Here is a 25825-nt window from a genome sequence, read left to right as displayed (position 1 = left end):
AGGAGGAATGATCCATGTTTTTTAACGACCAAGATATTCAAATTGATATTGTTGACAGTAATACCACCCGGAAAGTGCTGGCCCACAGCGACCAGCTTATGTATGTCAAAGTGATGTTTGCCAAAGCCCAAACAGGAGAAATCCTGTTGCATAAGCATGTCCATGAACAAGTCACTTATGTAATAAAGGGAAGTTTTAAGTTCATGATTGATGATGGCGAAACAAAGGAAGTCCAGACCGTCAAAGAAGGAGACAGCATCCATTTTCCATCCGATACTCTTCATGGCTGTATCCCACTGGAGGATGGCGGTATTCTGCTAGATGCATTTACACCAGCACGTGCAGATTTCCTATAACGTCCGATCATTTCATTTTTATCTTTTTTTAGAAGAAGACCGGCAAGTATGTTATATTTAACAAACGGCAATCGTGATGAACAGTAATATAGTGATTTTTAGAAAAGGATGAGACAATTTTGGAAAACAACGAAACTCAGCAGGAATTTGCAGAAGTATATGAGCAGCTCAAAGTAGCTGCAAACCGAACCTCCGATTGGAAAACACGCCTAGCTGCGGTAAATGATCTGGGTGCATGGAAGAACCAGCAGACGATTGACTTGCTGACACACCGTTTGAATAATGATACGGTATATGCCGTTCAGGAAGCCGCTTATCGCAGACTTCAGGAATGGGGCGAGAATGTACAGCCGCCTGTGCGCAAAGAGGGTGAGCTTGTTAAGGGTCTGACGAAGATTTTGGTGCGGATTAAAAAAAGCTTGCCAGCCGACCATACCTATAACGATTTTCGCGAGAAGTTGCACAAGATGAGAGTCGATATTTATGACATCTATGAAGGCGACAAGGGTGCTGAATTTGATCAGTGGCTGGAGCAAAAATGGGCTTCGTTATCCACAAGGTAATTTCTGAACCCTGTAATTGAATGTATTTTAAGGATTGTTGCTGGTGATACAGACAGAGCCTTAACAAGGATAAGGGATTATCTTTGTTAAGGTTTTTTTATCTTGTTGTCCTTAAGAATCATGTTCTTTGTCTTTATGGCACTGTATATATACTTCGGCAATATGGTACGATGGGATCGGATTATTTTAGTGTGTACATGGGAGGGACTAACATGAGCAAGGCGAAGCTGTGTTTTATCGGGGCTGGCTTTCACGCTTCAACGAATATATATCCTGCTGTTATTGGGGCAGGTGCTGAAATTCAGGCGATTGCGACTAGAGATCTAAGCAGATCGAAGACAGCACTTCAGCGGTTTGGAAGCAGTGGCACACCTTATGACAATTACAAGGCTATGCTGGAGCAGGAAGACTGTGATGGAGTTGTCGTGATTGCACAAGCGGCAGATCATCCTTCGCTTGTACTGGACTGCATTAGGGCCGGAAAACATGTTTTTGTAGACAAGCCGCTGGGCTGGAATGCCGAGGAAGCGGCCCAAATTGCAGATGCGGCAGAGGCAGCGGGTGTCGTGCTGATGGTCGGTTTCATGAAGCGCTACGCACCTGTATACATAAAGTTAAAAGAATGGATTGAGAGTGGCTCGCTTGGAGCCGCACGCTCATTTCAGGCAAAATTTCTCGTGGACAGTACCCAGTTTTGTAAAACTGGCGAAGATTTCATAAAGCTAGCGGCGGTTCATATGGTCGACCTGGTACGTTATTTGTTCGGGGAAGTGGTACAGGTTACCGGATTTGCGAACGATAACGGCGAGTATATTTCCCATACGATTGCCCTGAAATTTGAAAATGGTGTAGTGGGCAGCCTATACTTCGCAGGTATGACAGCATGGACACGCGAGAGTGAAGGTATTACGGTAACCTTTGATCACGGTTTTGCAAACGCGGATGAGGTGAATACACTGATCATTCACAAGTCGGAGAGTCATACAGAGCTTCCTTGGAAATCCCTTGCGGAAAATGATACGGTTCTGACACCATCAGCTTCCGCGATGTCGGGCGGATACCGTGATTTGTACTTGCGCGGTTTTGTCGGTGAAATCGCACATTTCATGAACTGCTGCCAAGAAGGACGTACGCCTGATTCAAGTGGACGAGACAACGTGAAAACGATGGAGTTGTGCGACCGCATTTTGGCTGCACTCCAATAGGATATCGATACCCATGTAATATACTAACTTTGCAACCTGAACGATACCTTTGTTTGGGCACTTAAAAAAAGTTTCGGTTTAACTAGCTGTTAGATGGCTCCTGCATTTGTCGGGGGTCATCTTTTTTAATTAATCTCAATTAAAAATATGCCAACAAAGTGGAACGATGCGCTAGAATGGAAAAATAGAAAGCGTTATCATTATCAACTTTTCTGCGATGATTCAGGGGGAGAAGGCATATGCGTTCAAGGTCAAGGTTTCAACCATTAAACACATTACGTAATCAGATTTTTATCGGATTTATACTGGTAATGCTCATTATGATGAGTGTGGCGGGGGCGTTCATTTATCTCAATGTGTCTCACTTGTTAAAAGACAGTGCCGAGCGACATATTGGTCAGACCGCGGTACAAGCAAGCGGTAGGCTGGATGCATTAATCGGCCAGATGGACAGCTTGACGGAACAGGTTGCGAATCACCCGTCTGTTCAGCATATTTTGTTGGAGGAGCGCAACGGGAGCAAGGTGAATTTTGGACAGCGTCAATCCCTACTGCAAGTGATGCATAGCTATCAGGCATATATGCCGAGTGTCGGCTCGCTGGAACTGTATACCGCCGAAGGGAAGATGTTGTTTCCGATTAGAGAGGGTAGTCTGGAGGAACGTATCGGACAGGCAGACATTCGTGAAGCGAATCAGATGAAAGGAAGACTGGTCTGGATCGGTATTGATCCCGAAGACCCTCGGTCACTGCTGGCAATTCGGCAGGTGAGCCTGGTGGATCGCTGGTTCTCACGTGGCGGGTACTTGATTACCCGTATGGAGCGAAGTTATTTTGAACTGAATGGTAGGTCAGCGGTCAATGAAGAAGCGGATGAAACTATGCTGCTTGTAGATCGTCAAGGCCAGCTGTTGTCCGGTGAACTAATGAACCAGGCGGATTTGTCAGGTGTACTGCACAGCAAGACACAGACGGTTCATATTGGGGAACGGGAATATGTGAAGGCGGTTCAGCAGTCCGAGCGGACGGGCTGGTCGCTGCTGATCCTGATTCCGGTTAGCGTCGTCACAGACGGAATAACGGTTTTACGGACTACGCTTATCATTTCCGCGTCTCTTGGTGCCGTGCTATTCCTCTTTATGTCCTTTATGTTGTCTACGTTGATTACAAGACCGATAGGTCACTTGATTCAGGCGATGCGTCGTTCACGGGAAGGGGCATTGGCCCTGAATCCAGAACCGGCAGCAGCCGTCGAGCTGCGAGAATTGAACGCAGAGTACAACACAATGATTGTCGATATCAATGAATTGATCCGTGTTATTTGCGAGAAGGAGGTTTTACAGAGCCAAACCGAACTTAAAGCTCTGCAGGCGCAGATCAATCCGCATTTTCTTTTTAATACGCTGGATGCTTTCAACTGGTCACTACAGGAGAAGGGAGAGGAGGAGCTTGCCGGGCTGATGGTATCCATGTCGCGGCTGTTTCGTTATGTTATCGAACCGGCTCACCATGACTCTTGGGTGACACTCGGGGAAGAAATGGCGCAAATCCGTCGTTATCTGGAACTGATGGAGATGCGTCTGGGTGAACGTTTGAACTGGCAAATTCATATGCCTTCGGAGGCAGCCAGAATTCCGCTTCCTAAACTGCTAATCCAGCCTATTCTAGAGAATGCCATTTTGCATGGAGTCGAAAATCGCATCGGCAACGGCCGTGTTGAAATCAGTGTCACTCCTTCGACCAGACCGGGGTGGACCAAGATCGCGGTCATAGATAACGGGCCTGGTATGACAATGGAAGAACTTGCAGCTGTACGTACGGCGTTGATGGGGGGAGCAGCCTGCCAGAGCAAGGGAACCGGTATGGGACTAGTTAATGTGCAGCGCAGGCTCGCTCTCTATTATGACAACGAATCTTATCCAACGGACGGTGTGCTGATACAGAGTGCTGAGCAGGAAGGAACAATGGTCACTTTTGAAATTCCTGATGAATATGGAGGGCGGTAGCAATGAGTGTTTCATCCAAAACCATTGTCATTGTAGACGATGAACAGCGAACACGTCAGGGGATACACCAGACACTGGAGCAATGGGCAGCCGGGAAATACCGGATTGTGACATTCGGTAATGGTTTGGAAGCACTAAATATACTGCGTGCAGAGACGGTTCATCTGTTGATTACGGATGTCCGGTTGCCGGAATTCAGTGGGCTGGATTTAATCCGCTCTCTGGAACGGGATTCACGACGACCAGCGACCATTGTCATCTCAGGCTATGCGGAGTTTGATTATGTCCAGCAGGCTCTTCGTCTGGGAGCCGTCAATTATTTGCTCAAACCGATTGATAAACAGGAGCTGCTGAATGCGGTCAATGAAGCGCTTCGGCTGGAAGAGGAGCGGCAGCGGTACGAGAAGCTGGACAAGCTGGCTGACCCTGTTCTGCTAGAGCTTGATCTCCAGGCGGCTACCCTTAGTGATCCGGTACGACGTGCCTTCACCTATATGGCGGAGCATCTTCACGAATCCATTACGATGGCGCAGACTGCCGCGCATTCACACCTGAATGCGAGCTATTTTAGTGTTTTATTCAAGGAGCAAAGTGGTTTGTCCTTCAGCGAATATCTGCATCGGCTGCGAATTCAACGGGCCAAGGAGCTGCTGCTGCATACCCAATTGACGATTGCCCAAATCGGCGAACGATCAGGCTACCGAACAGATAAATACTTTATTAAAGTATTCAAAGCGACCGAGGGGATAAGTCCCAGCCGCTATAGGCAGCAGATGCGTACAGGGCCGGAGAATATCGACTGACAGTAGGCAGATCAAACCCAATAAAAGTGGAATTATACCCAATGAGCGTACCCTGTTGAAAGCAGGAATGGAGTGCTAAACTTACACATGATAACGGTTACAAAAAATATAATTACAACAAACGGAGGTCTAACGATGTCCAACGAGAATGGTTTACGTAAGCGCTCACATCAAAAATGGTTTGCTGGGTTGACCCTGCTGCTGTCATTCATGCTGGTGCTATCCGGTTGCGGTGTTGGTAAAGATGGCCAAGGCGGTTCCAGTGGAGACGGGGGAAAGGTTACACTCAAAATGATGCACCTGTGGCCAGAGGGAAGCTCGGCACAGCAGAGCAAGCTTGTGACTCAGATTATAGATCAATACCAAAAGGATCATCCGAATGTCGTCATTCAGCAGGAAGTGCTGGAAAATGAACAATATAAAAACAAACTCAAAGTGCTGTCAGCTTCCAATGAATTGCCGGATATCGGCATTACCTGGGCAGCGGGCTTTATGGAGCCTTACGTTAAAGGTGGATTATTTACACCGATGGATGACCTGTTGAATGGTTCCAAGCTGAAGGACAAATTCGTACCGGGAACGACTGAAGCTTATGCGCTGAATGGCAAAACGTATGCGCTTCCGATTGAATTGAATATTACACCTATTTATTACAACAAAGCCATATTCCAAAAATACAACTTAAAGGTCCCTACGACATTTGACGAGTTTAAGCAGGTTGTGAAAACACTTACGGATCACGGAGTTGCACCGATTGCATTGGGCAATAAAGACCGCTGGACTGGTTCGCTCTGGTACATGTATCTGGCGGACCGTATAGCAGGTAACGAAACGCTGAAAAAAGCGATTGACGGCTCAGGATCGTTCGATGACCCTGGTTTAATTCAGGCGGCCTCCGAAGTCCAGACGCTTGTGGATATGAATGCCTTTAACAAAGGATTTAACGGCTTGTCCAATGATGAGGGAAAATCCGAGTTTATGAACAATAAGGCAGCTATGTATTTGATGGCTACTTGGGAATTGCCGAATTTTACAACCAATCCCGCAATCCCGCAAGCATTTAAAGATCAAATTGGCTTCTTTAAATTCCCGATGGTTGCAGGCGGCAAGGGCAACGAGAACAGTTGGGTAGGAGGCCCGGGAGTGGGCTTGTTCGTTTCGGAAAATTCCAAGGTGAAAGAAGAGGCCAAAGCGTTCGTTGAATACTTCGTAGTCAAATGGGGAGAGCAATCGGTCACACAGGCAGGCGTTATTCCGGCGACGAAAGTGGACACCTCCAAAGAAAAATTGCCCAAGCTGTATGTCGATTTGCTGAACGGACTGAATCAAGCCAGCAGCATTACATTGTTCGCCGATGTACAGATGAAGCCGAATGCAGCACAGGTACATTTGAATATGATTCAGGCGTTGTTTGGTAAAGCGGTGACACCGCAACAATTTGCCGACCAACACAAGGCTGCCATCGAGAAAGGAAATTGAAATTGACCACCTAAGGAGGTCCGACCGTGGAAAAGGTCATGTCCAATAAGCTTGTCATTGCTCTATATGTATTGCCTTCTCTGCTGCTGTTATTCGCCGTGATATATGTGCCCATCGTACTGACCGGCTATTACGGCCTGAATCAGTGGAATGGAATCGGTTCTATGACTTTTGTGGGGCTGGACAATTATCAACATTTGTTCACAGACAAATTGTTCTGGCAAAGTGCCTGGCATTCGCTGCTGCTGGCCTTGTTTTCAGGCATCAGTCTGATCGGTTATCTGGTCATTGCGATGATTTTGTCAGGGAAAATCAGGGGAGCGAATCTGCTACGGAAAATTTACCTGATTCCCATGCTGCTGTCTTCTGTAGCGATCGCACAGCTGTGGCTCAAAATATATCATCCAACGAACGGAGTGCTCAATTCCTTACTGACGTCGGTCGGAGTTCACAACCCGCCTGAATGGTTAGCTAATCCGTCTCTGGTGCTGCTTGCCTTGTTCATCCCGATTATTTGGCAATATGCAGGTTTTTATATCCTGATCTATTATGCCGGGCTGAAAAATATTCCCGAAACGCTGATGGAGGCTGCCCGGATCGACGGCGCCAGTGCCTGGCAGATTGCGACACGTATCAAATTGCCCCTGCTGCGCGAGGTGATTAACGTTACGATCATATTGTCCATTGTCGGCTCGCTCAAATATTTTGACCTCATCTACGTCATGACGGACGGTGGACCGAATGGAGCCAGTGAAGTGATGGCCTCTTACATGTACCACCAGGCATTCCGCAGCTTTGATTTTGGATACGGCAGTGCTACAGCCTTCGCCTTGCTGCTCATCTGTCTGATCGCTACGTGGTTGATCCGCAAGGTTACGGCTTCGAGTGACACCATCCAGTATTCATAATACGGTCATGCAAATAGATGAGGGTAACAAAGGACAGGAAGAGGGAGGAACGGATATGAAAACCCAGGCAGCCGCCAACTATCCGCTTGGAGTCGCTACCCGCGGCAAAATGTTAACTCGGGTCGGTTATGCCGCTTTGTATATCATTTTAATCATCTTAGCGGTGACGCAGCTTTTACCGCTGGTGTGGCTGATGCTGTTCTCGCTTAAAAATAATCAGGAAGTGTTTAACCTTCCGCCGTTTGCACTCCCGTCCCAGCCGCATTGGGAGAATTATATGAATGTGTGGACTAGCGGCAATATCGGGCGGTACTTTTTCAATAGTGTGTGGATTACGGTCATATCCGTGGCGTTGACGGTGCTGCTCGCCAGCTTTGTAACGTTTGCCATTACACGTATGCGGTGGAAAGGAAGCCAGCTGGTTCTCGGACTATTTATGGTCGGACTGATGATTCCAGTCCATTCCACCTTGATTCCGTTGTTCAGTATGTTTCTCAAACTGCATTTAACAGACACTTCACTCTCCATCATCCTGTCGTATGTTGCTTTTAATCTGCCGACAACGATGATGATCTTGCTAGGGTTCTATTACGCCTTGCCCCGTGAAGTGGAAGAAGCGGCTGTTATGGACGGTTGCTCCGTCAACCGGATGTTCTTTCGGATCGTACTGCCCATGACAACCCCGGTCATGGCAACGACATCTATTATTAATATGATCTATAACTGGAATGAGTTTATTTTCGTCAATACGTTCATCAGCTCGGACGAAAACAAAACACTGACCGTCGGAGTTCAGAACTTTATCGGACAATATACGACCGACTGGGGAGCTATCGGAGCTACGCTGATGATCAGCATTTTGCCCATTTTGCTCGTGTTCCTCATCATGAGTGACCGGATTGTGGAAGGAATCGCAGCCGGGTCGGTTAAGGGGTAAAACAAATTCCCCAGGTTAGAAGAGCACCCCCTAGTATAGACATGGGAACAAACCTTTTGGTTTGTCCGATGAATGCTAGGGAGGTGCATTTTTGTGCGAGTCTAGGTTTGAGGTGAAGGGAATACTTAATGAAGTAACTCCATAATTTAAAGTCTTTTCAGAAATTAAATGGAAAGCAAACGAACGTGTTGATATTTATTTACCGACCAATTGTGTGAATGGATCAGAGGTTATGATGTGGTTGGTAACCCTGATAGGGGGATGGCAAGTTATTGTTTTTGGTGCAGGGAGATTGGTGGGACTGCTATTTTTTTTCTTCTTTAAATTGAAAAAAAGTCCATTCCTCTTATGATTCAAATTGGAATGGACTTTCAAAATTTTAGAGTGACCTATCTTAAATAAAAGAGTAAATGAATTTAATATATATTTAATAATGATTTCTCTAAATAATTCACTCCCGAATCTAAATAATTAAGTTCATATTATTTATAGCTGTGCTACGAAGCACCATACCGGATGTAGATTTGGATATCGAGGGATTGCATTTAATAGAAAAGTCAGATTTTAAATTGAATTGGAAACTTGCATGGATATTTAAAACATGTATACAAGCTAAAACAGAATTATTTCGAAGTAGGTACTCACTGTTAAACAACTTAAAAATATTTATAATGATAATCATAGATATGTTCGAAAAGAAAAGACCCACTGATAACACCTTCATTGAATTGTTGCTAAAATCTGAGACCTTCGAGACTATGTTACATACTATAACCCAACTCGTATAAAATAAAAAAAGCCAGTCTCCGGTTTATTTCCGACGACTGGCCGCTGTCACTTATACTAAATCCCACTTAATTTACTTAATATTTCTTTAATGCGTAAAGTTAAATCTATTTTCTCGTCTTCTGATAATTGTTGTCCTATATCTTCCATATTAAACTGTTCTAGCTCACCTTTTATGTTACGAAGATCTTCATCTACCTTAATATTATTCCTAATTAGTAATTCTGCTAATGTAGTTTTAATTATAATATTTTCACTAAGGGTGTTATCACAATCATTTTCGAATCGTTCGATTATTTTCTCAACAATTTCATGGTTATCTTGAGTCTCAGTAATGATGCTACCAAAGAAGTGTCTTACTTCCTTTTCCATATCATGATAATACCATCTCGTAAATGGATCATAATCGATCTGCTTATTATCAATTTCATCTAAGACCATATCCCTACGTTCTAATAAATCTTCATATTCATCTGAGGTTATCTCTAATTTCAACTTTTCTAGGTCTAAAGAATTTAAAACCTCTACTAATCTTTCTTTTGCTTTGAAAAATATTTTCGAATGCGTTAAATAAATCTTTCCTTCAGCAATGTATACTACAGCTCTCTCCATTTCGCCTTTGTTTAAAATACCTTCAAATTCTCCAGATGTTCTTGCAACGGCCTCAGCATCACTCATTTTTTCAATTTTGAAATCAAAGTATTTCTCATAAAAGGCACCAAATAACGCTTCATAGTTTCTTTTCATGTTAATCTATCACCTTTCTATTTTTATGGGATAATCATATCATCATTGTTGTGGATTATTTCAATATTAATACCAGGGTAATCTTTATGGAATTGATTAATAATTCTACTACAACTACCACATGTATCTTTTTCAGTGAACATTTTTATTTTCCCGCGAACATTTGAAGAGTCTTTTAGTTTATCTAATCTTGCTGCTAGATCATTTAATATTTTATACTCGGTGTCCATGTCTCTTTTATAAATACGTCCACTTTTATCGGGTGCTTTGGTTGCCTCATATTTAGGTTTTTTTGTTGGCTTTAATGAGAAATCTGCATAGTCTTTCGCTTTATTATCTCCATTTAAGCCACTGTGTGCATAAAATTCTTTTTTATCTATTCCTGGTATGTCCACTTCAGAGTATGCAAAATTTCCATCTTTTTTTAATCTATTTGAGAGTCTAGTTCTTAAATCTCTTACTCTATCGATAATATGACCTTCTGTTTTTAAATCAATTGTTCTTGTTGGATATACTTTTCCGTAGCTTACATTAGGCTCTTTCTCGGGCCCCTTAGTGCTCTTACCCGTATACTCTCCTGATTCTAACGCATCAATCTGTTTTTGTCTCTCAGGCGAAATTTTTACACCTGAACCTTTAGAATGTGGGACGTCAGGACCAGGATCATGAAACCGATAATGACCTCCAGCAGTTTCGAAAATGGGTAACCTTTTAGTTATACGGATATTCATCTTTCTAGCTACACTTTGCAAGTAACTCCCTAAGGATTCGAAATTGGTTGGAAAACGGATGGCATTCGTTTTGAATTTTCCATCTCTAATCTTGGCTAGAGCAGAGTCGGCCTTTGCTGAATCTCCGAATAACCCCGGTGTTCCTCCTTTACCGGTTTTCTTTTCTTCAGCTTCCTTGAGCCCCTTAGATAAGGAGGCTTCTTCTTTGCCCAACTTTCCCAGATTTCTAACTAACTTTGCGCCGCCTTTGACAGATGCATAAATGTCTGCTACACGTTCAACGGCCTTGATACTGTCATATCCTGCATCGTAACTTTCCTGTTTGGTATCGGTCAATGGATTAGGGAAGAAATTATTCAGTTTTCGCTCAATCGGATCGGGTATGCTTTTTATGCCGTCCCACACGGTTTCAAGGTCGTGAACCACATCCTTCTTTGTTTTTTTTCCTTGGAATGAATCGGCAATATAGTTCCAGCCAAACTTTGCACCGCCCTTAATACCTTCGAGCGTCTCATTGCGTTCCAGAAAACCTTTACCAGTGTAATTTCCCGGCATAACGAAAGGAGTCATTACCATGGTCCCCATATCCGCTATGTCGACAACTGAGTCCCATACACCGCCTAAAAACTCTATACCCGCATCCCATTCTCCCTTGAGCGTGGCGCCTACGTTTTCCTTAACGCGTGCTCCGAGCACACTTTGGATTCCGTTTTCAGCGACTTGCTTCTCAAAGTCAGACAAAATCGGTTCTGGGTAGTATTGATGGAGGGAAGCTTTAAGCTGGATTTCCGAACTTACGCTGTTAACTTCCTTCTCCAGATCCAACGTATCAGTTGTTGTATTCAAGTGTAAGCCGTTGGTTCCTTGCAGCAGGATGCTTCCTGCTGACAGATTAAGGCTGCCAGTGGCTTGAATTTGTATACGTTGGGTGCTGTTCAGGCTGACACCGTTATGGGTATTCATGGAGATGTACAGTGACCCTTCCTGCGCACTCATCGACAGTTCAGAGTTCCCTAGAGAAATTTCTTTTCCCTGTGGATTTGCAAAGGATTTGACCCCGGGATCGGCTGTTTTACGCTGGTGGCGGTCCGCAGACGATTCGACCACGGCATCTTGGGCTGCGTGAGATGGAGGGACAGCAACGCTCGATGGTTTCGTTCGTACCGATTGTATGACCATCGCATCGTCTTCGTCTGCGCTTGGAAAATACAGCTTCACCTGCGCCCCTTTTTCCGGCATCAGATACCACACCTGATTCCCTTCGGCAGAGTAGGGGAACCACTGGGCATCCTTGGGATTCTGCTGATTATCCATATCCAAATGTAGTCGAACCTGATTCCGGCTGACCTCCAGTATTTTTCCTTCAATAGCGGCACCAATGATGGTTCGATTGTATATTTTAGGCACCTTCAAGCCCGCCGACAGGGCACATTCGTACGACCAGGTCATCAAGCCACGAATCAACTGACCTTCACGTTTGGTGATGACATAGGTTTCGTGATTGCGCTCGACTTCATCTCCCAGTTGCAGCATTTGATCCCACTCAAAGATATACCGGGTGTAATCTCCAATCGTGGCAGATTTCCAGCCGTTCGCCTCTTGATCCAGATAGGGAGCAATCTTGCGCTGCAATGTAAAAGGAACCTCTTTCAATTGAATATGCTGCCTGCCCTGTGGAATACCGATCCAAATTTGCGCATGGTGTGAAACGATATTCGGAACGAGTAAGGCTCCCACATGCGAAGCCAGCCGTTTTAAAAAAGTCCAATCCGTCTCCTGATACTGCATGATGAATTGACCTGTTTCTTTTTTCTCAAAAGCTTCATCAATCTTATCCGAGCCTTTGTAATCGGCCAGCACCGCATCTACAATCTCCACATACGTTTGATGAATGTGTTGAAAGGAACGGTTTTTGAGCTGCGTATCCAGTTTAAAACTATGAGAAATGACGTCGAGAGTTACCACGACCTCTTGATGGATGTGCTGTACATCTACGCAGTACAGTTGCCCCATGAATAAGGGATGCTTCTGGTCTTTGGCATCGGAATACCAAAGTTCGACTTTGTCGTCACTGCTTGCTTTGGTAATGATTGTATCTGCCTGATCGGCTTCTAAGCTGCCCGTGATGAACAGTCTAGCATGCTCTCCGAGCTCGTGACTCATATGGACGTGACGAAGACGCAGCTTGCCATAGGGCCAAGTGACATGTAAGTGCTGATAGGTAAAACGATCTTGCGCTACGATGTTCATACCTTACTCTCCTTGCTTGATAAAATCAGCCATCTTGTCCGTCATCTGTAATAGAGATGATGCCTCCACCACCCGATCCCGCGCTGTCTGCACCAAAAAAGGAAGATATCGCCTCTTGTACACCTTGACAGCTACACATTAAGGTCGAATTGTTGAGTAGGGCGGGTGCTCCCTCAATCAATACGTCTTCTTTCCCACCGGTCCACTTGGACCCAAAAGCAATCTCCGGTTCACAAGGAAGACCATGCTTCAATTTACACAGACCAAAAGCATTGATTTTGCTAATATTGGCTCCACAAATGGCATCGTCCACGTTCAGAACGGGCTTATCTTTAATGAAGACACCGTGGCTGTACATCATATTGAGCACACCAGGGTCTGTACCTTGGCTGCACTGTAACTTGGCTCCTCTCACCACATAAGAATGTTCTCCACTGAGCGCACCTTGGGCCAGAGCTTTAATAAGTAAAGGTAAAAACATATAAGTACCTCCTTGAATAAAAGGTATAGAATCAAGAAAGCTCCGACCATGTCGCAGTGTGCAGCATGGCATAGGTTAACGGGACCCAGAAGGGAGCATCCTCCAGTTTAAATTGGCAACTCCCGATCACAGCTTTGCCGCGCCAGGAACGCACAAAGACAATCTGATAGTAGGGAGAGGGGGAAACTAGAAAAATAGCTTCATAACAGCCAATGATGGTATCTTGAATAGAAAGAGCCTTTTCATCCACGAGCTTCATACTTGGTTGTGCGCGACTCGTTTGCTCAATCATCTGTTGTTGATAGATTTCTATTTGCGTGGGGTCCAGTTCTTGCCTGCTTTGGTGCAGACCGAACAAGATTCCACCCAGCTTGTCCTGAACAACGAAACTTTTCGACGGATCTACCGTCTGTCCCGCCCGAACTTCTGGAATAAGAGAGTCAGGCAGGGAAATGGTGAGTTGATTTTCAAAGACAGGAAGGGGTTGAAACCGGATTTCCTGTTCATCTGCTAGCGTTAGTGAACCTTTCGAAATTCCCTTTATCGCTTCTTCAATAGATACCATCATCCAGCTTTCATCGTTTTCTGCTGTACTTAATTGCTCTTTCAATATTTGTTGATGATGCAGTTTCAAAAAAAATTCATCCCAATGCTCCGTCAAGGTTGAACCTCCTTATAAGAGTTCTAACTTTTGTAGCCGAAAACCACTCAAACTCCGCCGCAGCAAGCTTTCAGCAGCCTCCAAGCTAATGATAAAATAAGGTTCCCTCACGTTGGAGAGTCGAAAAAAATGGTGTCCATTCACCTTTTGACTATCCAGCACAAGGCGTTTTAGGGTTTGATCATGCGGATAAAATTCAGTCTGCTCCGAAATACCATCCACAGAGGGAACGGATGAAATCCAATATAATTCCTGACGGCTAGGTTCACGGTTCACGATATACACCTGCTTAAAACGGGCTTGTGTATTGTATAGTTCTAGAATCCGTTTCATAGGATCGGAAAATAGTGGTTGCGAGGTTGAAAACGGTAGCCAGTCCGTATACTCGGCTTCTTCTGTCGCATGAACATCTAAAACCTGAGCCGGAGGCATGCCAACAAATGGCGTTTTAAAAAGGTCCAAATTCATCGGTTCAATGTTTTGGGAAATACGATGATCATCGACCAGCACATAATAATGGCGCATACACATTTCTCCTTATTCCGTCCACACAATAGATTGACGCTGTGCTTCGTTCAGTTTCCAATGCTGTTGGTACTTTCGTGGGACAAGGGTTCCTTGCGTCGAAGCCCCCTCAAAATACGCATGTTCAAACGAATGTACATCCGTAAAATCAGCCCCATCCAGGTTGGCGTTTTCAAAATGAAGTCCACATAGCCCCGGCACCCGAACTCCATGTTCCCGATACGGCTGTCCGCTGGCACTCTTGAAGTTAGCACCTCTCAAATCGCTATATCTAAAATCCGCGTCGGTCAGAAGGCATCCCTGAAAACTGCCTCCTTCCAGATTCGCTCGTTGCCACATGCTTCCGATCAATATGCAGCTGTGAAACTGGCTTTCCCGTAAGCCACTGTGGCTAAAATCGTTATAGCGCAAATCCTTTTGGATCAGGTGGAGTTGGGGAAGAGATAGCCGCTTTAGGTTTTCGTAAACATAAGGCTCATCTTCACTGGATTGCAGTAACTGTTCTTTCACATCCTCTGCAAGAAGCGCTTCCCGATCTTCGACATATAGATTCTCGCTGATATCCTTGTATTCACCTGTTCGGATGGCTAAACGATCAGCTTTATGAATGGCGAGATACTCAGGCATTTGAACCACTTCTGCCATTCCTAAGCGCAGGAGGGAGTTTACAAACTGGTGGAAAAAAGGAGCAGATTCCAGCATCAGTCGTTCAACGTCTACAGAAGTGATCGTCCCCATATATATTTTTCGTTCCTGCTCCAAGGTTTCCAACATGGTACTCATCGGTGCATAGGCCCATGATGCGTCATAGGTTAATTTGCAATCGGAATCATCTTCGTACCATTCTGCTGAATAAGCCTCGACCATATATAGGTAGGATTGTTCCAGTATCTGAGTGCGCAAAAACGAGTAGTGTATATATCCAATGGGTTCTTTTTGACCTTGTTGCTGCATGCTCAGAATGTGTATACACAAATCCCTAAACGATTCTTTGAAATCGGAGATCAGTTGAGCTTGGTAGCGATGAAACATGGCTTCCAGCCTGTCCAACTGAATGTCCAGCAAAGGTGTAAAATGATGCTCTTTAAAATGGTGTAATGCCGCTTGTTTATCCATCTGCTAGTTTCTCGCCTTCCGTTAGTTCATCTTAATTTCCGTGCCGGAGAAGGTGGTTTTGTCATCCAACGTGATCGTGTTGCCTTTACCAGACAGCTCAATTTTTCCGGCGGAAAGCTGGATGTTACCGGAACTCATAACAATATCCGAAGCCGCGCTAATGCTCACATTTTTCCCGCTTACAATATCAATGCCCGTTTTATCGTTAATGACAATGGACATGCCATTGCCAGAAATAACGATTTGATCCGGGGCGAGCATGATTTCTTTGCCGTATTTGGTTCGCAACGTCTTAATGGCAGGATCAGCCATTCGATCTGGCGCAGGAGCTGCTGCGGACAAGGCTGAAGAAGAATTTGATCCGGCAGACGAAGCAGAAGCTGTGGCATGTCCAGAAGTCGCAGAAGATTTTCCCGCGGAAGGCTGCGGTTCTCTTTTAACCGAGCTGATTGCGTATCCTTCTTCTTCCTTATAACTGGGGAAATAGATACGGATGCTGTCCCCATCTTCAGGCATGCAATACCAGCCCGTGTTATCCGCTGAGGCATAAATAGTAGAATAGGGAAACCAGTAATCCGTGTTCGGATCTTGCTGATCGTCCATATCGAGTTGGGCACGGACTTTGTCCCGACGAACGCTCAGTACCTTGCCCTGAATGGAAGCGCCGATAATGGAGCGATTGTAGTCTTTAATCGGACGTAAACCGCTTCGCGGTGACAGCTTAGCGGTATGGGTCAGTACTCCGTCCTTCATCTCCGTTAGCACCTCAGCTACGATCAGCTTATGACCTTGAAAGGTCACCTCATAGCCAGGCTCCAGCATTTTCTCCGTCTCGACTTCATATTGGATAAAATCCGCATCACGTACGCCAGGGATATGGTTCTCTGAGGCTGTTTGAAAATCCGCGACCCGTTTGGTGACTTTATAATTCGTTGATTTAATTTCTCCTTTACTGAGTCCCATAGGCAGGCCAAAATAAAACTTCGGCACTCCATAGCCCACCGCAGGAATGAGCGGAGAGTAGAAGTGGGAGGCCATCCGTTTCAGAAACTGCCAATCGGTCTCATCATATTGCATGATAAAAGTGCCGATGGGCTTCTTATGGGACACAACATCCATCGCTTCTGCTTTGGAATAGTCGGATACAATACTTTCGATCAGACCTGTATAGGTGAGCTTGGGGTTCTGAAAAGAGCGTTGATGCCGCTTAATATCTAACTCGTAGGTATGGGATATGGCTTCGACGGTCAGGTAATGGACCCCATGAACGACTTTTTCCTCCACATCCAAGGCAATGCCTCGAAAAAGGGGTTGCCGATTGCCATTTTGGTCTGTAACAAAAGCTTTGACCTGGGTTTCTTCATCGGAAGCACGCACATACAGCTCTCGCTTTTTCTCCGAGATGATACCCGTACAGATCATTCGAGCATGGTCATTGACTGTTTTTAAGATTTTAAGTTCATGAAGGCGGACGAATTCATAAGGCATGATTTCGATATGACCGTACGTCACGATGTTTTCCATAGGTGTCTCCTTCTATAGTTGTTTAGTTGTTATTGGTAAATGTTATTATGAGATTCCCAGCTAGAAATGTTATTAATGATAAATCCAGCATATGTATTTATCGGTTAAAAGAGAGAGTTAGTTTACAGAATGACCCAATCGTTGTGGTATTTACTATGTGTAAATCTGGAATTAGAAGATATGAGAGGGAAGTATAAGGTGGAAAAAAGCATATAATAGGTGGTAAGAAGAGTACAAAGAGATATTTATAAAAGATTGAACTTTAATGAGAGATGAGGGTTCATGTTATGCCAAAAAACGATAATATGCTGGCCATTCTATGGATGCTGAATTCGGGCGTAAAGATGACGGCAAAACAAATATCCGAAAAGTTAGAAATAAATATAAGGACAGTTTATCGGTATATTGATGCTCTATGTGCCAGCGGAGTGCCTATAATATCCGACACGGGTCATAATGGCGGGTATAGCTTGCTGAATAATTTTATCAGAGCACCTCTGCTATTTGATATGGAAGAAAAAAAGGCACTCCTTCATGCTGCTGTTTTTGCAAAAGAAGCTGGATACCCTTTGAGTGAGGCATTAAGCAATGCGACGTCAAAATTGAAAATGTATTCAAATCAAGAGCAGGAAAGTATACTTAGCCGTCATTTAGCCGGGTTTGAAGTGATAAATCGCATGGGAGATCCTTCTCTTCAGCCGATATTGGCAGAATTGGAGCAGGCTGTAGCCAACGAATTCTCTGTAGAAATGGATTATCGCACAAGTCATGAAGAACAACCCAAGAATAGGGTGATAGATCCCTATGGAATGGTTTACTGGAACAGCAAATGGTATACTATTGCATTTTGTCACCTAAGGAATGAGATCCGTAGCTTTCGGGCAGATCGGATTTTACAAATCAAGCGTACTCCAATCCTATTTAAGCGTCCTGAGGCTTTTTCGGCTCGTGAATTTTTTATGCAAAATCTGTTACCTGATTTAGTGGGCAAGGACGGTTTAATTTCTTTAATGATCGAAGGCAGGTCAGAGGCATTGGATGACTTATGTCTACATTGGTTTTTGGGGCATCATCTGAAAGAGCGGACCTCCAATCAAGCCATCTTTTTGCTTGAGGAGAAATCACTTCATACCTATGTCCCTTATTTACTCCTACCCTACGGGAAATCCATTCAAGTCATCGAACCACAGAGTTTGAAGAAAAAACTTGTTGCTGTTGCATCGGATTTAATGGAATATTATCAACGTTAAAAGCTTCACTGACAGCGGATGTCAGTGAAGTTTTTTTATAATGAGGATAATCACGGATTACCGAGGGCTGGTATCACTTGATAAATTATAAAATAAGGAGAACCTGTGAATGAATAGTACGGTATATCTGTATGTATTTGACACCATGGCAGACTGGGAGATCGGTTACTTAACTGCCGAACTGAACTCGGGGAGATATTATAAAAAGGGGCTGGCCCCATCCAAAATAGTTACCGTGGGAATGGAAAAGACTCCTGTCACTACCATGGGCGGATTGACAATCCTGCCTGACATCAAACTGGATGAGTGCAAAATTGAAAGCACGGATGCATTGATTTTACCCGGTGGAAATACATGGACAGAAACCATTCATCAACCGATTTTAAAAATCGCTGAGAGGTGCTTAGAGGAAGGGATATGGGTTGCTGCGATTTGTGGTGCTACTATGGGACTTGCCCAGGCAGGATTGCTGAATTCACGTTGGCATACAAGCAATGATCTGGAATACCTCAAAATGACCTGTCCCACCTACACGGGCGAAAATTATTACAAAATGGAGTCTGCTGTAACGGATGGAAAACTAATCACTGCATCTGGAACGGCTCCGTTGGAATTCTCCGTACATGTTTTGAAAGCTCTGGGTGTGTTTTCTTCTAAAACATTAGAAGCCTGGTATAGTCTAAATAAGACTCGTGCATCCAAATATTACTATGAACTGATGAATTCAATCCAATAAAGGTATGAGCATTAAATTGAACTGTTAAGATCATTTAAAGGAGGAGTTAAAATGACTGAAAGCAGAGAATATGTAGGAGTGTCAGGTAAATATACAAAGAAGGGGATGCCCAACGGCTTTACATCTATTACCCCTTTTATTGCAGTGAAGAATCCTTCGGAAGCAATAGAGTTCTATAAAACAGTTTTCAATGCAAGGGTTAAGGATATTACTGAACATCCTGATGAGAATGGCAATAAAATAATTGTTCATGCGGAATTAGATTTTGGAAATGGTTTTTTGCAGCTGGGAGTAGCGAACCCAACATATCAATTGGTCTTGCCGCCAGATGGAGATAATGCGTGTTATTCTTTCGGAATTTACGTCATGAATGTTGATCAGGTCATTGAAAATGCGGTAACAAGAGGAGCAAAAGTAAGGGAACCCGTTACAAACTTTGTATCAGGTGATCGATTCGGAAGTATATTGGATCCTTGCGGAGTAAGATGGTCTATTATGACCAGGATCGAGGATTTGTCAGAAGAAGAAAGTAGTCGTAGGGTTGCTGAATGGGCGAAAAGCTTTAGTGGAGAATAAATGCGATCACTTTTTTGGTGAAATTGTTAAAAGTGACAGTTTGCTGAAATGATGTAATAGAAATTCTGGTGGCCCTTAAAAATGTGTTAGGAGCCACCAGTAAAAACTAATTTACGATATTGTTACATAATAAGAGCCAGCTATACTTTTACTGTATGCTGTTCCAGCACCTTGAAGGGGTTGAAATAAAGGTGAGCTATCTTTTGATACCACACCTTAATTTTGATTAAGAATTATTGTCCAATTTTTTCCAAGATTTGTGTGTAAGCATTCCTATAATGATCGGGGTTAGGATCTTCTCCTATTATCTTGGGTACGTCAAAGTCAGACAGCAAGAAATGGTGTTTGGCTTGAACCTCATGTCTTGCTAAGCAACTCTTGCAACAGGACAAGGGACAGCCGTCAATTGCAATGATGTCACGTCCCGATTTTGCTGTTCTGACAAGCGGTTTGACATCACCACCAACACCAGCAATACAGGACATTTCAGCAACTTTTTCTCGATCCATTTGTATAGCGATCATGTTAGCGGTTTGTGCTGCGGAGGAACATCCAGAACATGAATAGACAAGAGGTAAATCAGTTCTTTTCATCTTTGTACACTTCCTTGTTTTTTCTTTGTGATCCATCACGGTATCTTTGGTTTTAGATGAAATAAAATTAAAATTGTTTGTATTTTAACTTAAATTTACAGTCTAAACCGTGATCGTGATCACGACAATATTTTTGTGAAATCTGCTATAGGGCTAACTGTGTGTATACAATTCAGCCAGATCCCCATCTTCAACTTATTTTTTCTAATAGAGAATTAGCCTTGTCTAAATATAAATCTGGTTCCAGGGATATTGTTAATTATTCATCCATCTCCCAACGAAAATATGCTGATAGGTCTTTGTATGCCTTATTCATATCATTATCTGCGCATTTATTAATGATACGGTTTAATGTGGCTTCAAGTATATTTTCATTAAAGTCCTTTGCTATAAAATGACCATGCCCGATAATAATATCGTCTTGATCTGCCATCCTATCTAACCTTTTAGGACTTATTAGTTCGAATGAAAACATGTCTGATGCTCCATTTATTTCACTGGGTCCGATATCTACGCTATAAGTAATATAGAAGTCGTCTATATCTTCACCCCAATCCTCGTATATCTTTGTTAAAGCCTTTATTGTAAGCAATTAATTATCCTCCTATTCTAGTTACTTATCTGCTTTGGTGCCTATGCCTTACCAGCGCTGTATTCTTCGAACATTTTCTCTTGCAATTCAAACGCCTTCAGATAGGGAAGGATCTCAAGTCATTGTTTTAGGGGAAAGATAGGGGCGTGTTTTACGATTCCTTGCACAGTTATAGGACATGAACTATCAGTTTAAGCACATATTTCTTCCTCTCAGGCGTTAGATTAAAAGTCATCTTAATCTTTTTATTTATTCTTTTGGTAGGCTAATGATAGGGAGGGATGAAAATTTATTTTTGCGTGGAAAAAAGGCTCATTCTTCCTCATCGTTTCAGATTAGAATAAGCCATTAGATGATCTTTTTATTTAGCATTTGAACTACTCATTCTTAATAGCTATTCTCCCAGATCCAAGATACTCTTGAAAAAAATCGAAATCAAACAACTTTCCATGAGATTTCATATGTTTAGACTCTACTTTTTTTAAAATTTGCTTGCTCTATGCTACTGCTATTCATAAAATCAAAAGGAACTGTTTCTTTAATATCGTATTTTAGGCTTACTTTCAGTAACAATCATTAATGCTACGTAGCAATCCTCTAGGAAAGATAACTTTCCCCCGCATTACATACAATATCACCGTTATCAATTGTATAGGGCCAACTGTAATATTGCTCACGTCCTGCAAGAAGGTTACCTTCAATTTCATTATGCAATAAACAGAAAAAAGTTACCTTCGATATCCGCTATCTTTAAAAAAATCTTCTTCTAAATAAGGATAATTCAGTAGTTCTAGATTTTCTTTAGTGATATACCTGGTTTGATATTCATCTAGATTATTATTGATAAATAAGCGCCCTTTAATTCTTTTTAATAGTGGGTATGAGGAATCATCTTCAACAACCAAATCTTGATCATTTAACCGCAATAGTTTTCCAATAACTTCGAGTAGCTTTAACCATCCAATATCAAAAGTACGCGATATAAATTGAATACTAATAAGAACATTTGTATCCACGCCGTGATCTTCGAGATTCATTTCTCGAAAACGTTCTAAATAGTCATCCTCATCATCTAAATTAATGCTTATAGAAAAATAAGTGCAACTAATACTCACCTGTCGAGTATCAGACCAATCCTTTACTTCTACTTCATAAAAATTTATTTCCATTACTAACACTTCACATATCATATTGTAAAGCAACTTTCCCAAGGCTTCTCTAGACAAATTGTAGCCAATAGATAACCTATAATCCATTTTACTCAAACCTCCAGTACGCTCTAGTTACTTGACGATCTTCAATGATTAGCAATTCATCTAAATGTTTTAAATCCTTATGTGTTTGACTTTTTAAATTTTCAATAAGCTCGCGTCTTTTTTCAATAGGATAATCATTTAAATTTAACACTATTCTTCTAGCTTGTTTTGTAGTTTTCTCTCTGAGTGTATCAAGAATGTTCCGTAGACTCGTAGTTGTATCAGGAGCGTAGCAATCAAATACTTGCCTCTCTATTATGAAATCTGGACTTTTTTTAGGATCAATACCATAACCATTTCCATTATCAAGTTCGTCAAGCATTGTCGTACGATATCCTTGTTCTGTGAGTACATCTGCAGCTTCATTTTGTCTTTCTAATCCTCGGCTACCTTTACCTTTAGTATCAGCATAATTTCCTTCCGGTTTCCCCCCTCTAGGTAATGAAGGCTTAGTAGTGATAGCATTCGGTCTGATTTTTGGTGTATAAGGAATATAATTAGGACCATATAGGTTGTATTCAGAACTAGTTTTCCAGTCTACATGATCATCGCCATATTTTGAACGGAAATACTCATCCCATTCTGGTCCTGTTCTAGGTATCTTTGCAGAATTACCCACCCCCTCAATCTCTTTATTGGGCTTCAGGTTTGGAAGTTGGGGTGCCTCTGTTTTTTCATTTATGATTTTAGGACTTGGACGAACCGGTTCTTTAACTGGTGAATTTAGTATAGTTTTCGGCTTGAGAAATGAACCGACTCCCTCAAGGAACCCTGCTACACTAATGATATTGGACAAATGGTCTGCTGACAAAGGATCTTCAGGTGTCACAGCTCCACGTATAGCCTCTGTTATTCCAAATGTAGCAAAATTGATAGCGTCACTACCAGAGTTACCTTGATTACGTCCGCGCTCCATATAGGCTTGATACAATCCTTTAGGTATACCAAATGACCAATAATCTAAAAATTCACCAATGGAGTTTAATTGATTTTGAGACCTTACGTTATTAGCCTGCTCTATGCCTTTGTATAATTCAGCTAGGCTGTTTGCTGTTTTTTGAGAAGCATGTGCCTGCTCCATGGCTATTTGACTTTTTATCATCGCGCTGCTACCCGTATAATCCAGGTAACGATCCCACCAAGACTTAGGCTTCTCAACTTGTTGTTTAGGCTGCTGCTGTGCCATGCGGCTGTCGTAATCGGCTCTCCAGCGTTTTCTTACATCTTCCGGAACTTGCTGATACGCATGAACCATGGCATTCGATTCTTTCAGTAGGTTTTGAACTAGTTCCAATGTGCCACCGGAATTCACAATATGACGTGCACTCGTATACACTTTCCCTAGGATCCACTTGTTATAATAGGCTTGTTTAGCTTTCTCGTGCTCATGTAGACTGATCAACCCTTGCATGGCCAAACCAGCCAAGTATTTTAATGGGTGAACTTCGCTCCCTTTGCTACTGCCTCCAACGGTAGGGGTTCCTTTGCTCCGAACAGGGATTGCTGCGGTTGCTTTCAGAATCACCCCCGCCGCAGGTCCACTTAGCGCTCCCACAACAACGCCAGCCACTTTCCCCATTACCGGAATGGAGCCTAATAGCTTGGATACTGTCCCCATCATGGCATTCGCCTGTTGAAGCTCTGCTGGACTGGTGACTTTTGCTTTAGGGGTAGAGGCATGGCTGCTAGATGAATCCTTGGCTGCTGATTGAGCTGCTTCAAATGCTTTGATGCTCATCAATGGTGGCTCAGGTACAGGAGGGAGGTCGGCTACGAAAACAGGAGCTTTCACCGTACCTTCCTGATAAATCACCGGAGCTTTGGTATCCGTCTCACCATCCAGCACCATGCTGCTGGCTCCACCTTTTAAGTATAGCGCCGTGCCAGCTTCGAGTGATAGTTCCTCGCCTGCACCCAGCTTCACATGACCACCCTGAATCTACACATTCCCCGGGCTGTCGATGGTAATGCCGCTACTTTCATGCAGTGTAATGAAAAATTCACCGGAAGTGGATAGGGTCAGTTCATGTTCAGACATTTCTACGCCGCTACCTTGGATATGTTGCCATACCTTAACATTCGGCCTTCCATTTGCGTGGCGTTGTTGTCGGAGCGAATCCGTTACATAGGCATCCTGTTCGCGGTGGGTAGGCAGATACAATTCCACTTGTTCCCCGATTTCAGGCATATCGTACCAGCCACTATGTTCTTCGGCGACATAACGGGTCGACACCGGAAACCAGCAAGCTTTGGCAGGATCTTGCTTCGGATCAATCTCTAGTTGAAGCTGTACAAAATCCTGCTGTACCTTGAGCACTGTTCCTGTCAGCGAAATTCCGGTGGCCTGATTGTTTTCATACCGGGCATAGCGGATATCTTGTTCGGCTTGAAGATCGTAACGGGTACGCAGTAGGCCATCTGCTAAGGTTGTCACGGCTCGAACCACGACCAGCTCTTTGCCTTGTCCAATAGGTAACGTGATGAGGTCGCCTAGTGCATAAAATTGCAGGCTTTCAATCATGTAGGTGACATACGAGCCAGCACGTTCGCCTGGTTTTTCCGCATCCAACTCATGAAACGTTTTCCGAACTCGATAAAATACATCCCGCTCCACCTTATGCTGCTTGCCTTCTGGCATCCCGAAGAAAACCTTGGGCGAGGCTGCGGTTACCTCTGGCACAAGTACGGAGCCAAAGCGAGAAGCGAGACGTTTTAAAAACGCCCAATCCGTCTCCTCATATTGTAAAACAAATGTCTCCAGTTTGGCACGGTTGCTTACCGTATCAATAGCATCTCCGTACTGATATTTTCGAACCAGCGCAGTGACCAGATCATCATAGGTACGGTGAGTATCTTGATAGGAGCGCCTTTTACGCTTAATATCCATCTGGTACGAATGGGAAGCGGCCTCCAGTTCAAACGTATACACGCCTCGCACACAATGTACGGACATACGCGTGACAATCCCATGGAACAGCCTTCTCAGCGATTGTCCCTGATCATCCAACTGACGAATCACAATGGGCTCTTGCTCCATATCCTGTCCGACGCATGCAGCTCCTTGTTCTTCGGAGAGTATGCCACTGATATGTAAATAGGCATGATCGTTAATGGTGCGTGTTATTTGAAGTTGTTCGATGTGTAGTGGCTGAAAGGGACCATAAAAGCGTAGATTTTCATATCCGATCCCATCTGTTAATAAGCTCAAGTGAGTTCATAACTCCTTTCTAGACACGATGGGTATTTCCAAGTAAAGCACGTCATCTGAATGCGCTTCTGATTAAAGAAGCCGCAGATGAGTACAAATTTGAGTCAAGACAGATATGTATTACAAGGTTTGTACGCTATAAAGAGACGAGAGGTGATATTTAATAAACAACCCAGCATATGTATTTATAGGTTAAAAGAGAGAGTTAGTTTACAGAATGACCCATTCATTTTGGGATTTACTATGTTTACTTTTTGAAGGTAGAGGTTATAGAGGAGTCTACTTGCAACTGTGAATTTCTAAAAAGGTGTCAGGTCATGATGCCGGTTTAATTGTAGTCGGGGGTACATAGAAACCAATATAGTTCAATTGTAGCTCATGCGTTCGATAGAATTAAGAGGGATAGAGGGTTTTCTGAAACTAAGGTTGTTACGAGGAGAAAGAAATTTTGAAGGAATAGGTAAAAAATAATAAAAAGAAATATATTTCTTACATGATCTCGACAATGTGGATGGTAGTTATAGGAACGTGAAAAC

At 43.3% G+C, this 25825-nt stretch carries 22 protein-coding genes and 1 pseudogene; 11 read left to right on the top strand and 12 right to left on the bottom strand.

Annotation, left to right across the window (positions count from 1 at the left end):
* Positions 1-14: 14 nt before the first annotated feature.
* From NSQ68_RS18545 to NSQ68_RS18510, 8 genes are all read left to right on the top strand, one after another.
* A complete protein-coding gene (locus NSQ68_RS18545) occupies positions 15-356 on the top strand; it encodes a cupin domain-containing protein (protein ID WP_029515624.1) in 342 nt (113 codons plus the stop codon).
* Positions 357-475: 119 nt separating this feature from the next.
* On the top strand, positions 476-919 hold the full coding sequence (locus tag NSQ68_RS18540) for a HEAT repeat domain-containing protein (RefSeq protein WP_013311410.1): 444 nt from the start codon (positions 476-478) through the stop codon (positions 917-919).
* A gap of 212 nt (positions 920-1131) precedes the next feature.
* The gene (locus tag NSQ68_RS18535; protein ID WP_342426817.1) at positions 1132-2124 is read left to right on the top strand and encodes a Gfo/Idh/MocA family oxidoreductase; all 993 of its coding nucleotides are present in this window, start codon (positions 1132-1134) and stop codon (positions 2122-2124) included.
* Positions 2125-2363: 239 nt separating this feature from the next.
* Positions 2364-4130 (top strand): sensor histidine kinase, encoded by a 1767-nt coding sequence (locus tag NSQ68_RS18530; RefSeq protein WP_342426816.1) that lies wholly within the window; start codon positions 2364-2366, stop codon positions 4128-4130.
* 2 nt (positions 4131-4132) lie between these two features.
* Positions 4133-4933, top strand: coding sequence for a response regulator (locus tag NSQ68_RS18525; protein WP_307347586.1), 801 nt, complete (start codon positions 4133-4135; stop codon positions 4931-4933).
* Between the two features lie 135 nt (positions 4934-5068).
* On the top strand, positions 5069-6412 hold the full coding sequence (locus NSQ68_RS18520) for an extracellular solute-binding protein (RefSeq protein ID WP_342426815.1): 1344 nt from the start codon (positions 5069-5071) through the stop codon (positions 6410-6412).
* A gap of 26 nt (positions 6413-6438) precedes the next feature.
* On the top strand, positions 6439-7320 hold the full coding sequence (locus tag NSQ68_RS18515; protein WP_342426814.1) for a sugar ABC transporter permease: 882 nt from the start codon (positions 6439-6441) through the stop codon (positions 7318-7320).
* Positions 7321-7375: 55 nt separating this feature from the next.
* Entirely contained in the window at positions 7376-8257 is an 882-nt protein-coding gene (locus NSQ68_RS18510; RefSeq protein WP_013311404.1) for a carbohydrate ABC transporter permease, read from the top strand.
* A gap of 843 nt (positions 8258-9100) precedes the next feature.
* Here the strand turns inward: NSQ68_RS18510 and NSQ68_RS18505 are convergent.
* The 7 genes from NSQ68_RS18505 to NSQ68_RS18475 are packed head-to-tail and all read right to left on the bottom strand — an operon-like array spanning position 9101 to position 17078.
* Complete coding sequence (locus tag NSQ68_RS18505) at positions 9101-9790, bottom strand: Imm3 family immunity protein (RefSeq protein WP_342426813.1); 690 nt, start codon at positions 9788-9790, stop codon at positions 9101-9103.
* 23 nt (positions 9791-9813) lie between these two features.
* The gene (locus NSQ68_RS18500; RefSeq protein WP_342426812.1) at positions 9814-12771 is read right to left on the bottom strand and encodes a deaminase domain-containing protein; all 2958 of its coding nucleotides are present in this window, start codon (positions 12769-12771) and stop codon (positions 9814-9816) included.
* A 25-nt stretch (positions 12772-12796) separates the two neighbouring features.
* On the bottom strand, positions 12797-13252 hold the full coding sequence (locus NSQ68_RS18495; RefSeq protein WP_342426811.1) for a DUF4280 domain-containing protein: 456 nt from the start codon (positions 13250-13252) through the stop codon (positions 12797-12799).
* Between the two features lie 31 nt (positions 13253-13283).
* On the bottom strand, positions 13284-13913 hold the full coding sequence (locus NSQ68_RS18490) for a hypothetical protein (RefSeq protein WP_342426810.1): 630 nt from the start codon (positions 13911-13913) through the stop codon (positions 13284-13286).
* A gap of 12 nt (positions 13914-13925) precedes the next feature.
* Entirely contained in the window at positions 13926-14438 is a 513-nt protein-coding gene (locus tag NSQ68_RS18485; protein WP_342426809.1) for a DUF1629 domain-containing protein, read from the bottom strand.
* 12 nt (positions 14439-14450) lie between these two features.
* A complete protein-coding gene (locus NSQ68_RS18480; protein WP_342426808.1) occupies positions 14451-15554 on the bottom strand; it encodes a pentapeptide repeat-containing protein in 1104 nt (367 codons plus the stop codon).
* Positions 15555-15575: 21 nt separating this feature from the next.
* Positions 15576-17078, bottom strand: a complete 1503-nt coding sequence (locus tag NSQ68_RS18475) for a hypothetical protein (protein ID WP_342426807.1) — start codon at positions 17076-17078, stop codon at positions 15576-15578.
* Between the two features lie 287 nt (positions 17079-17365).
* On the opposite strand from NSQ68_RS18475, the gene NSQ68_RS18470 reads away from it, so the two are divergent.
* The 3 genes from NSQ68_RS18470 (at position 17366) to NSQ68_RS18460 (ending at position 19640) form a co-directional block, all read left to right on the top strand.
* Complete coding sequence (locus NSQ68_RS18470; protein WP_342426806.1) at positions 17366-18328, top strand: YafY family protein; 963 nt, start codon at positions 17366-17368, stop codon at positions 18326-18328.
* A gap of 109 nt (positions 18329-18437) precedes the next feature.
* Entirely contained in the window at positions 18438-19064 is a 627-nt protein-coding gene (locus NSQ68_RS18465) for a type 1 glutamine amidotransferase family protein (protein WP_342426805.1), read from the top strand.
* Positions 19065-19115: 51 nt separating this feature from the next.
* Complete coding sequence (locus tag NSQ68_RS18460; RefSeq protein WP_342426804.1) at positions 19116-19640, top strand: VOC family protein; 525 nt, start codon at positions 19116-19118, stop codon at positions 19638-19640.
* A 233-nt stretch (positions 19641-19873) separates the two neighbouring features.
* Here the strand turns inward: NSQ68_RS18460 and NSQ68_RS18455 are convergent, their stop codons facing one another.
* From NSQ68_RS18455 to NSQ68_RS18435, 5 genes and pseudogenes are all read right to left on the bottom strand, one after another.
* Entirely contained in the window at positions 19874-20233 is a 360-nt protein-coding gene (locus NSQ68_RS18455) for a putative zinc-binding protein (RefSeq protein ID WP_250239923.1), read from the bottom strand.
* Positions 20234-20492: 259 nt separating this feature from the next.
* Positions 20493-20825: an Imm8 family immunity protein gene (locus tag NSQ68_RS18450; RefSeq protein ID WP_342426803.1), complete on the bottom strand. Its 333-nt coding sequence runs from the start codon at positions 20823-20825 to the stop codon at positions 20493-20495.
* A gap of 728 nt (positions 20826-21553) precedes the next feature.
* Positions 21554-22081, bottom strand: coding sequence for a hypothetical protein (locus NSQ68_RS18445; RefSeq protein WP_342426802.1), 528 nt, complete (start codon positions 22079-22081; stop codon positions 21554-21556).
* Between the two features lies 1 nt (position 22082).
* Positions 22083-22403: a hypothetical protein gene (locus NSQ68_RS18440; RefSeq protein ID WP_254351113.1), complete on the bottom strand. Its 321-nt coding sequence runs from the start codon at positions 22401-22403 to the stop codon at positions 22083-22085.
* A gap of 885 nt (positions 22404-23288) precedes the next feature.
* Positions 23289-25289 (bottom strand): annotated as a pseudogene (locus NSQ68_RS18435) (contractile injection system protein, VgrG/Pvc8 family); the annotation flags it as partial.
* Between the last annotated feature and the right edge of the window lie 536 nt (positions 25290-25825).

Source organism: Paenibacillus sp. FSL L8-0158 (assembly GCF_038592965.1).
Taxonomy (GTDB): domain Bacteria; phylum Bacillota; class Bacilli; order Paenibacillales; family Paenibacillaceae; genus Paenibacillus; species Paenibacillus polymyxa_D.
The sequence above is the reverse complement of the archived record's forward strand: the minus strand, read 5'-3'. Positions and strand labels throughout refer to the sequence as shown.

What these genes read in the sequence shown, in the direction of transcription:
- NSQ68_RS18545 (WP_029515624.1), top strand. Translation starts at nt 15, where the DNA reads ATGTTTTTTAACGACCAAGATATTCAAATTGATATTGTTGACAGTAAT.
- NSQ68_RS18445 (WP_342426802.1), bottom strand. Translation starts at nt 22,081, where the DNA reads ATGGATTATAGGTTATCTATTGGCTACAATTTGTCTAGAGAAGCCTTG.
- NSQ68_RS18455 (WP_250239923.1), bottom strand. Translation starts at nt 20,233, where the DNA reads ATGAAAAGAACTGATTTACCTCTTGTCTATTCATGTTCTGGATGTTCC.
- NSQ68_RS18535 (WP_342426817.1), top strand. Translation starts at nt 1,132, where the DNA reads ATGAGCAAGGCGAAGCTGTGTTTTATCGGGGCTGGCTTTCACGCTTCA.
- NSQ68_RS18495 (WP_342426811.1), bottom strand. Translation starts at nt 13,252, where the DNA reads ATGTTTTTACCTTTACTTATTAAAGCTCTGGCCCAAGGTGCGCTCAGT.
- NSQ68_RS18460 (WP_342426804.1), top strand. Translation starts at nt 19,116, where the DNA reads ATGACTGAAAGCAGAGAATATGTAGGAGTGTCAGGTAAATATACAAAG.
- NSQ68_RS18500 (WP_342426812.1), bottom strand. Translation starts at nt 12,771, where the DNA reads ATGAACATCGTAGCGCAAGATCGTTTTACCTATCAGCACTTACATGTC.
- NSQ68_RS18525 (WP_307347586.1), top strand. Translation starts at nt 4,133, where the DNA reads ATGAGTGTTTCATCCAAAACCATTGTCATTGTAGACGATGAACAGCGA.
- NSQ68_RS18470 (WP_342426806.1), top strand. Translation starts at nt 17,366, where the DNA reads ATGCCAAAAAACGATAATATGCTGGCCATTCTATGGATGCTGAATTCG.
- NSQ68_RS18520 (WP_342426815.1), top strand. Translation starts at nt 5,069, where the DNA reads ATGTCCAACGAGAATGGTTTACGTAAGCGCTCACATCAAAAATGGTTT.
- NSQ68_RS18475 (WP_342426807.1), bottom strand. Translation starts at nt 17,078, where the DNA reads ATGGAAAACATCGTGACGTACGGTCATATCGAAATCATGCCTTATGAA.
- NSQ68_RS18480 (WP_342426808.1), bottom strand. Translation starts at nt 15,554, where the DNA reads ATGGATAAACAAGCGGCATTACACCATTTTAAAGAGCATCATTTTACA.
- NSQ68_RS18440 (WP_254351113.1), bottom strand. Translation starts at nt 22,403, where the DNA reads ATGCTTGACGAACTTGATAATGGAAATGGTTATGGTATTGATCCTAAA.
- NSQ68_RS18465 (WP_342426805.1), top strand. Translation starts at nt 18,438, where the DNA reads ATGAATAGTACGGTATATCTGTATGTATTTGACACCATGGCAGACTGG.
- NSQ68_RS18510 (WP_013311404.1), top strand. Translation starts at nt 7,376, where the DNA reads ATGAAAACCCAGGCAGCCGCCAACTATCCGCTTGGAGTCGCTACCCGC.
- NSQ68_RS18485 (WP_342426809.1), bottom strand. Translation starts at nt 14,438, where the DNA reads ATGCGCCATTATTATGTGCTGGTCGATGATCATCGTATTTCCCAAAAC.
- NSQ68_RS18505 (WP_342426813.1), bottom strand. Translation starts at nt 9,790, where the DNA reads ATGAAAAGAAACTATGAAGCGTTATTTGGTGCCTTTTATGAGAAATAC.
- NSQ68_RS18530 (WP_342426816.1), top strand. Translation starts at nt 2,364, where the DNA reads ATGCGTTCAAGGTCAAGGTTTCAACCATTAAACACATTACGTAATCAG.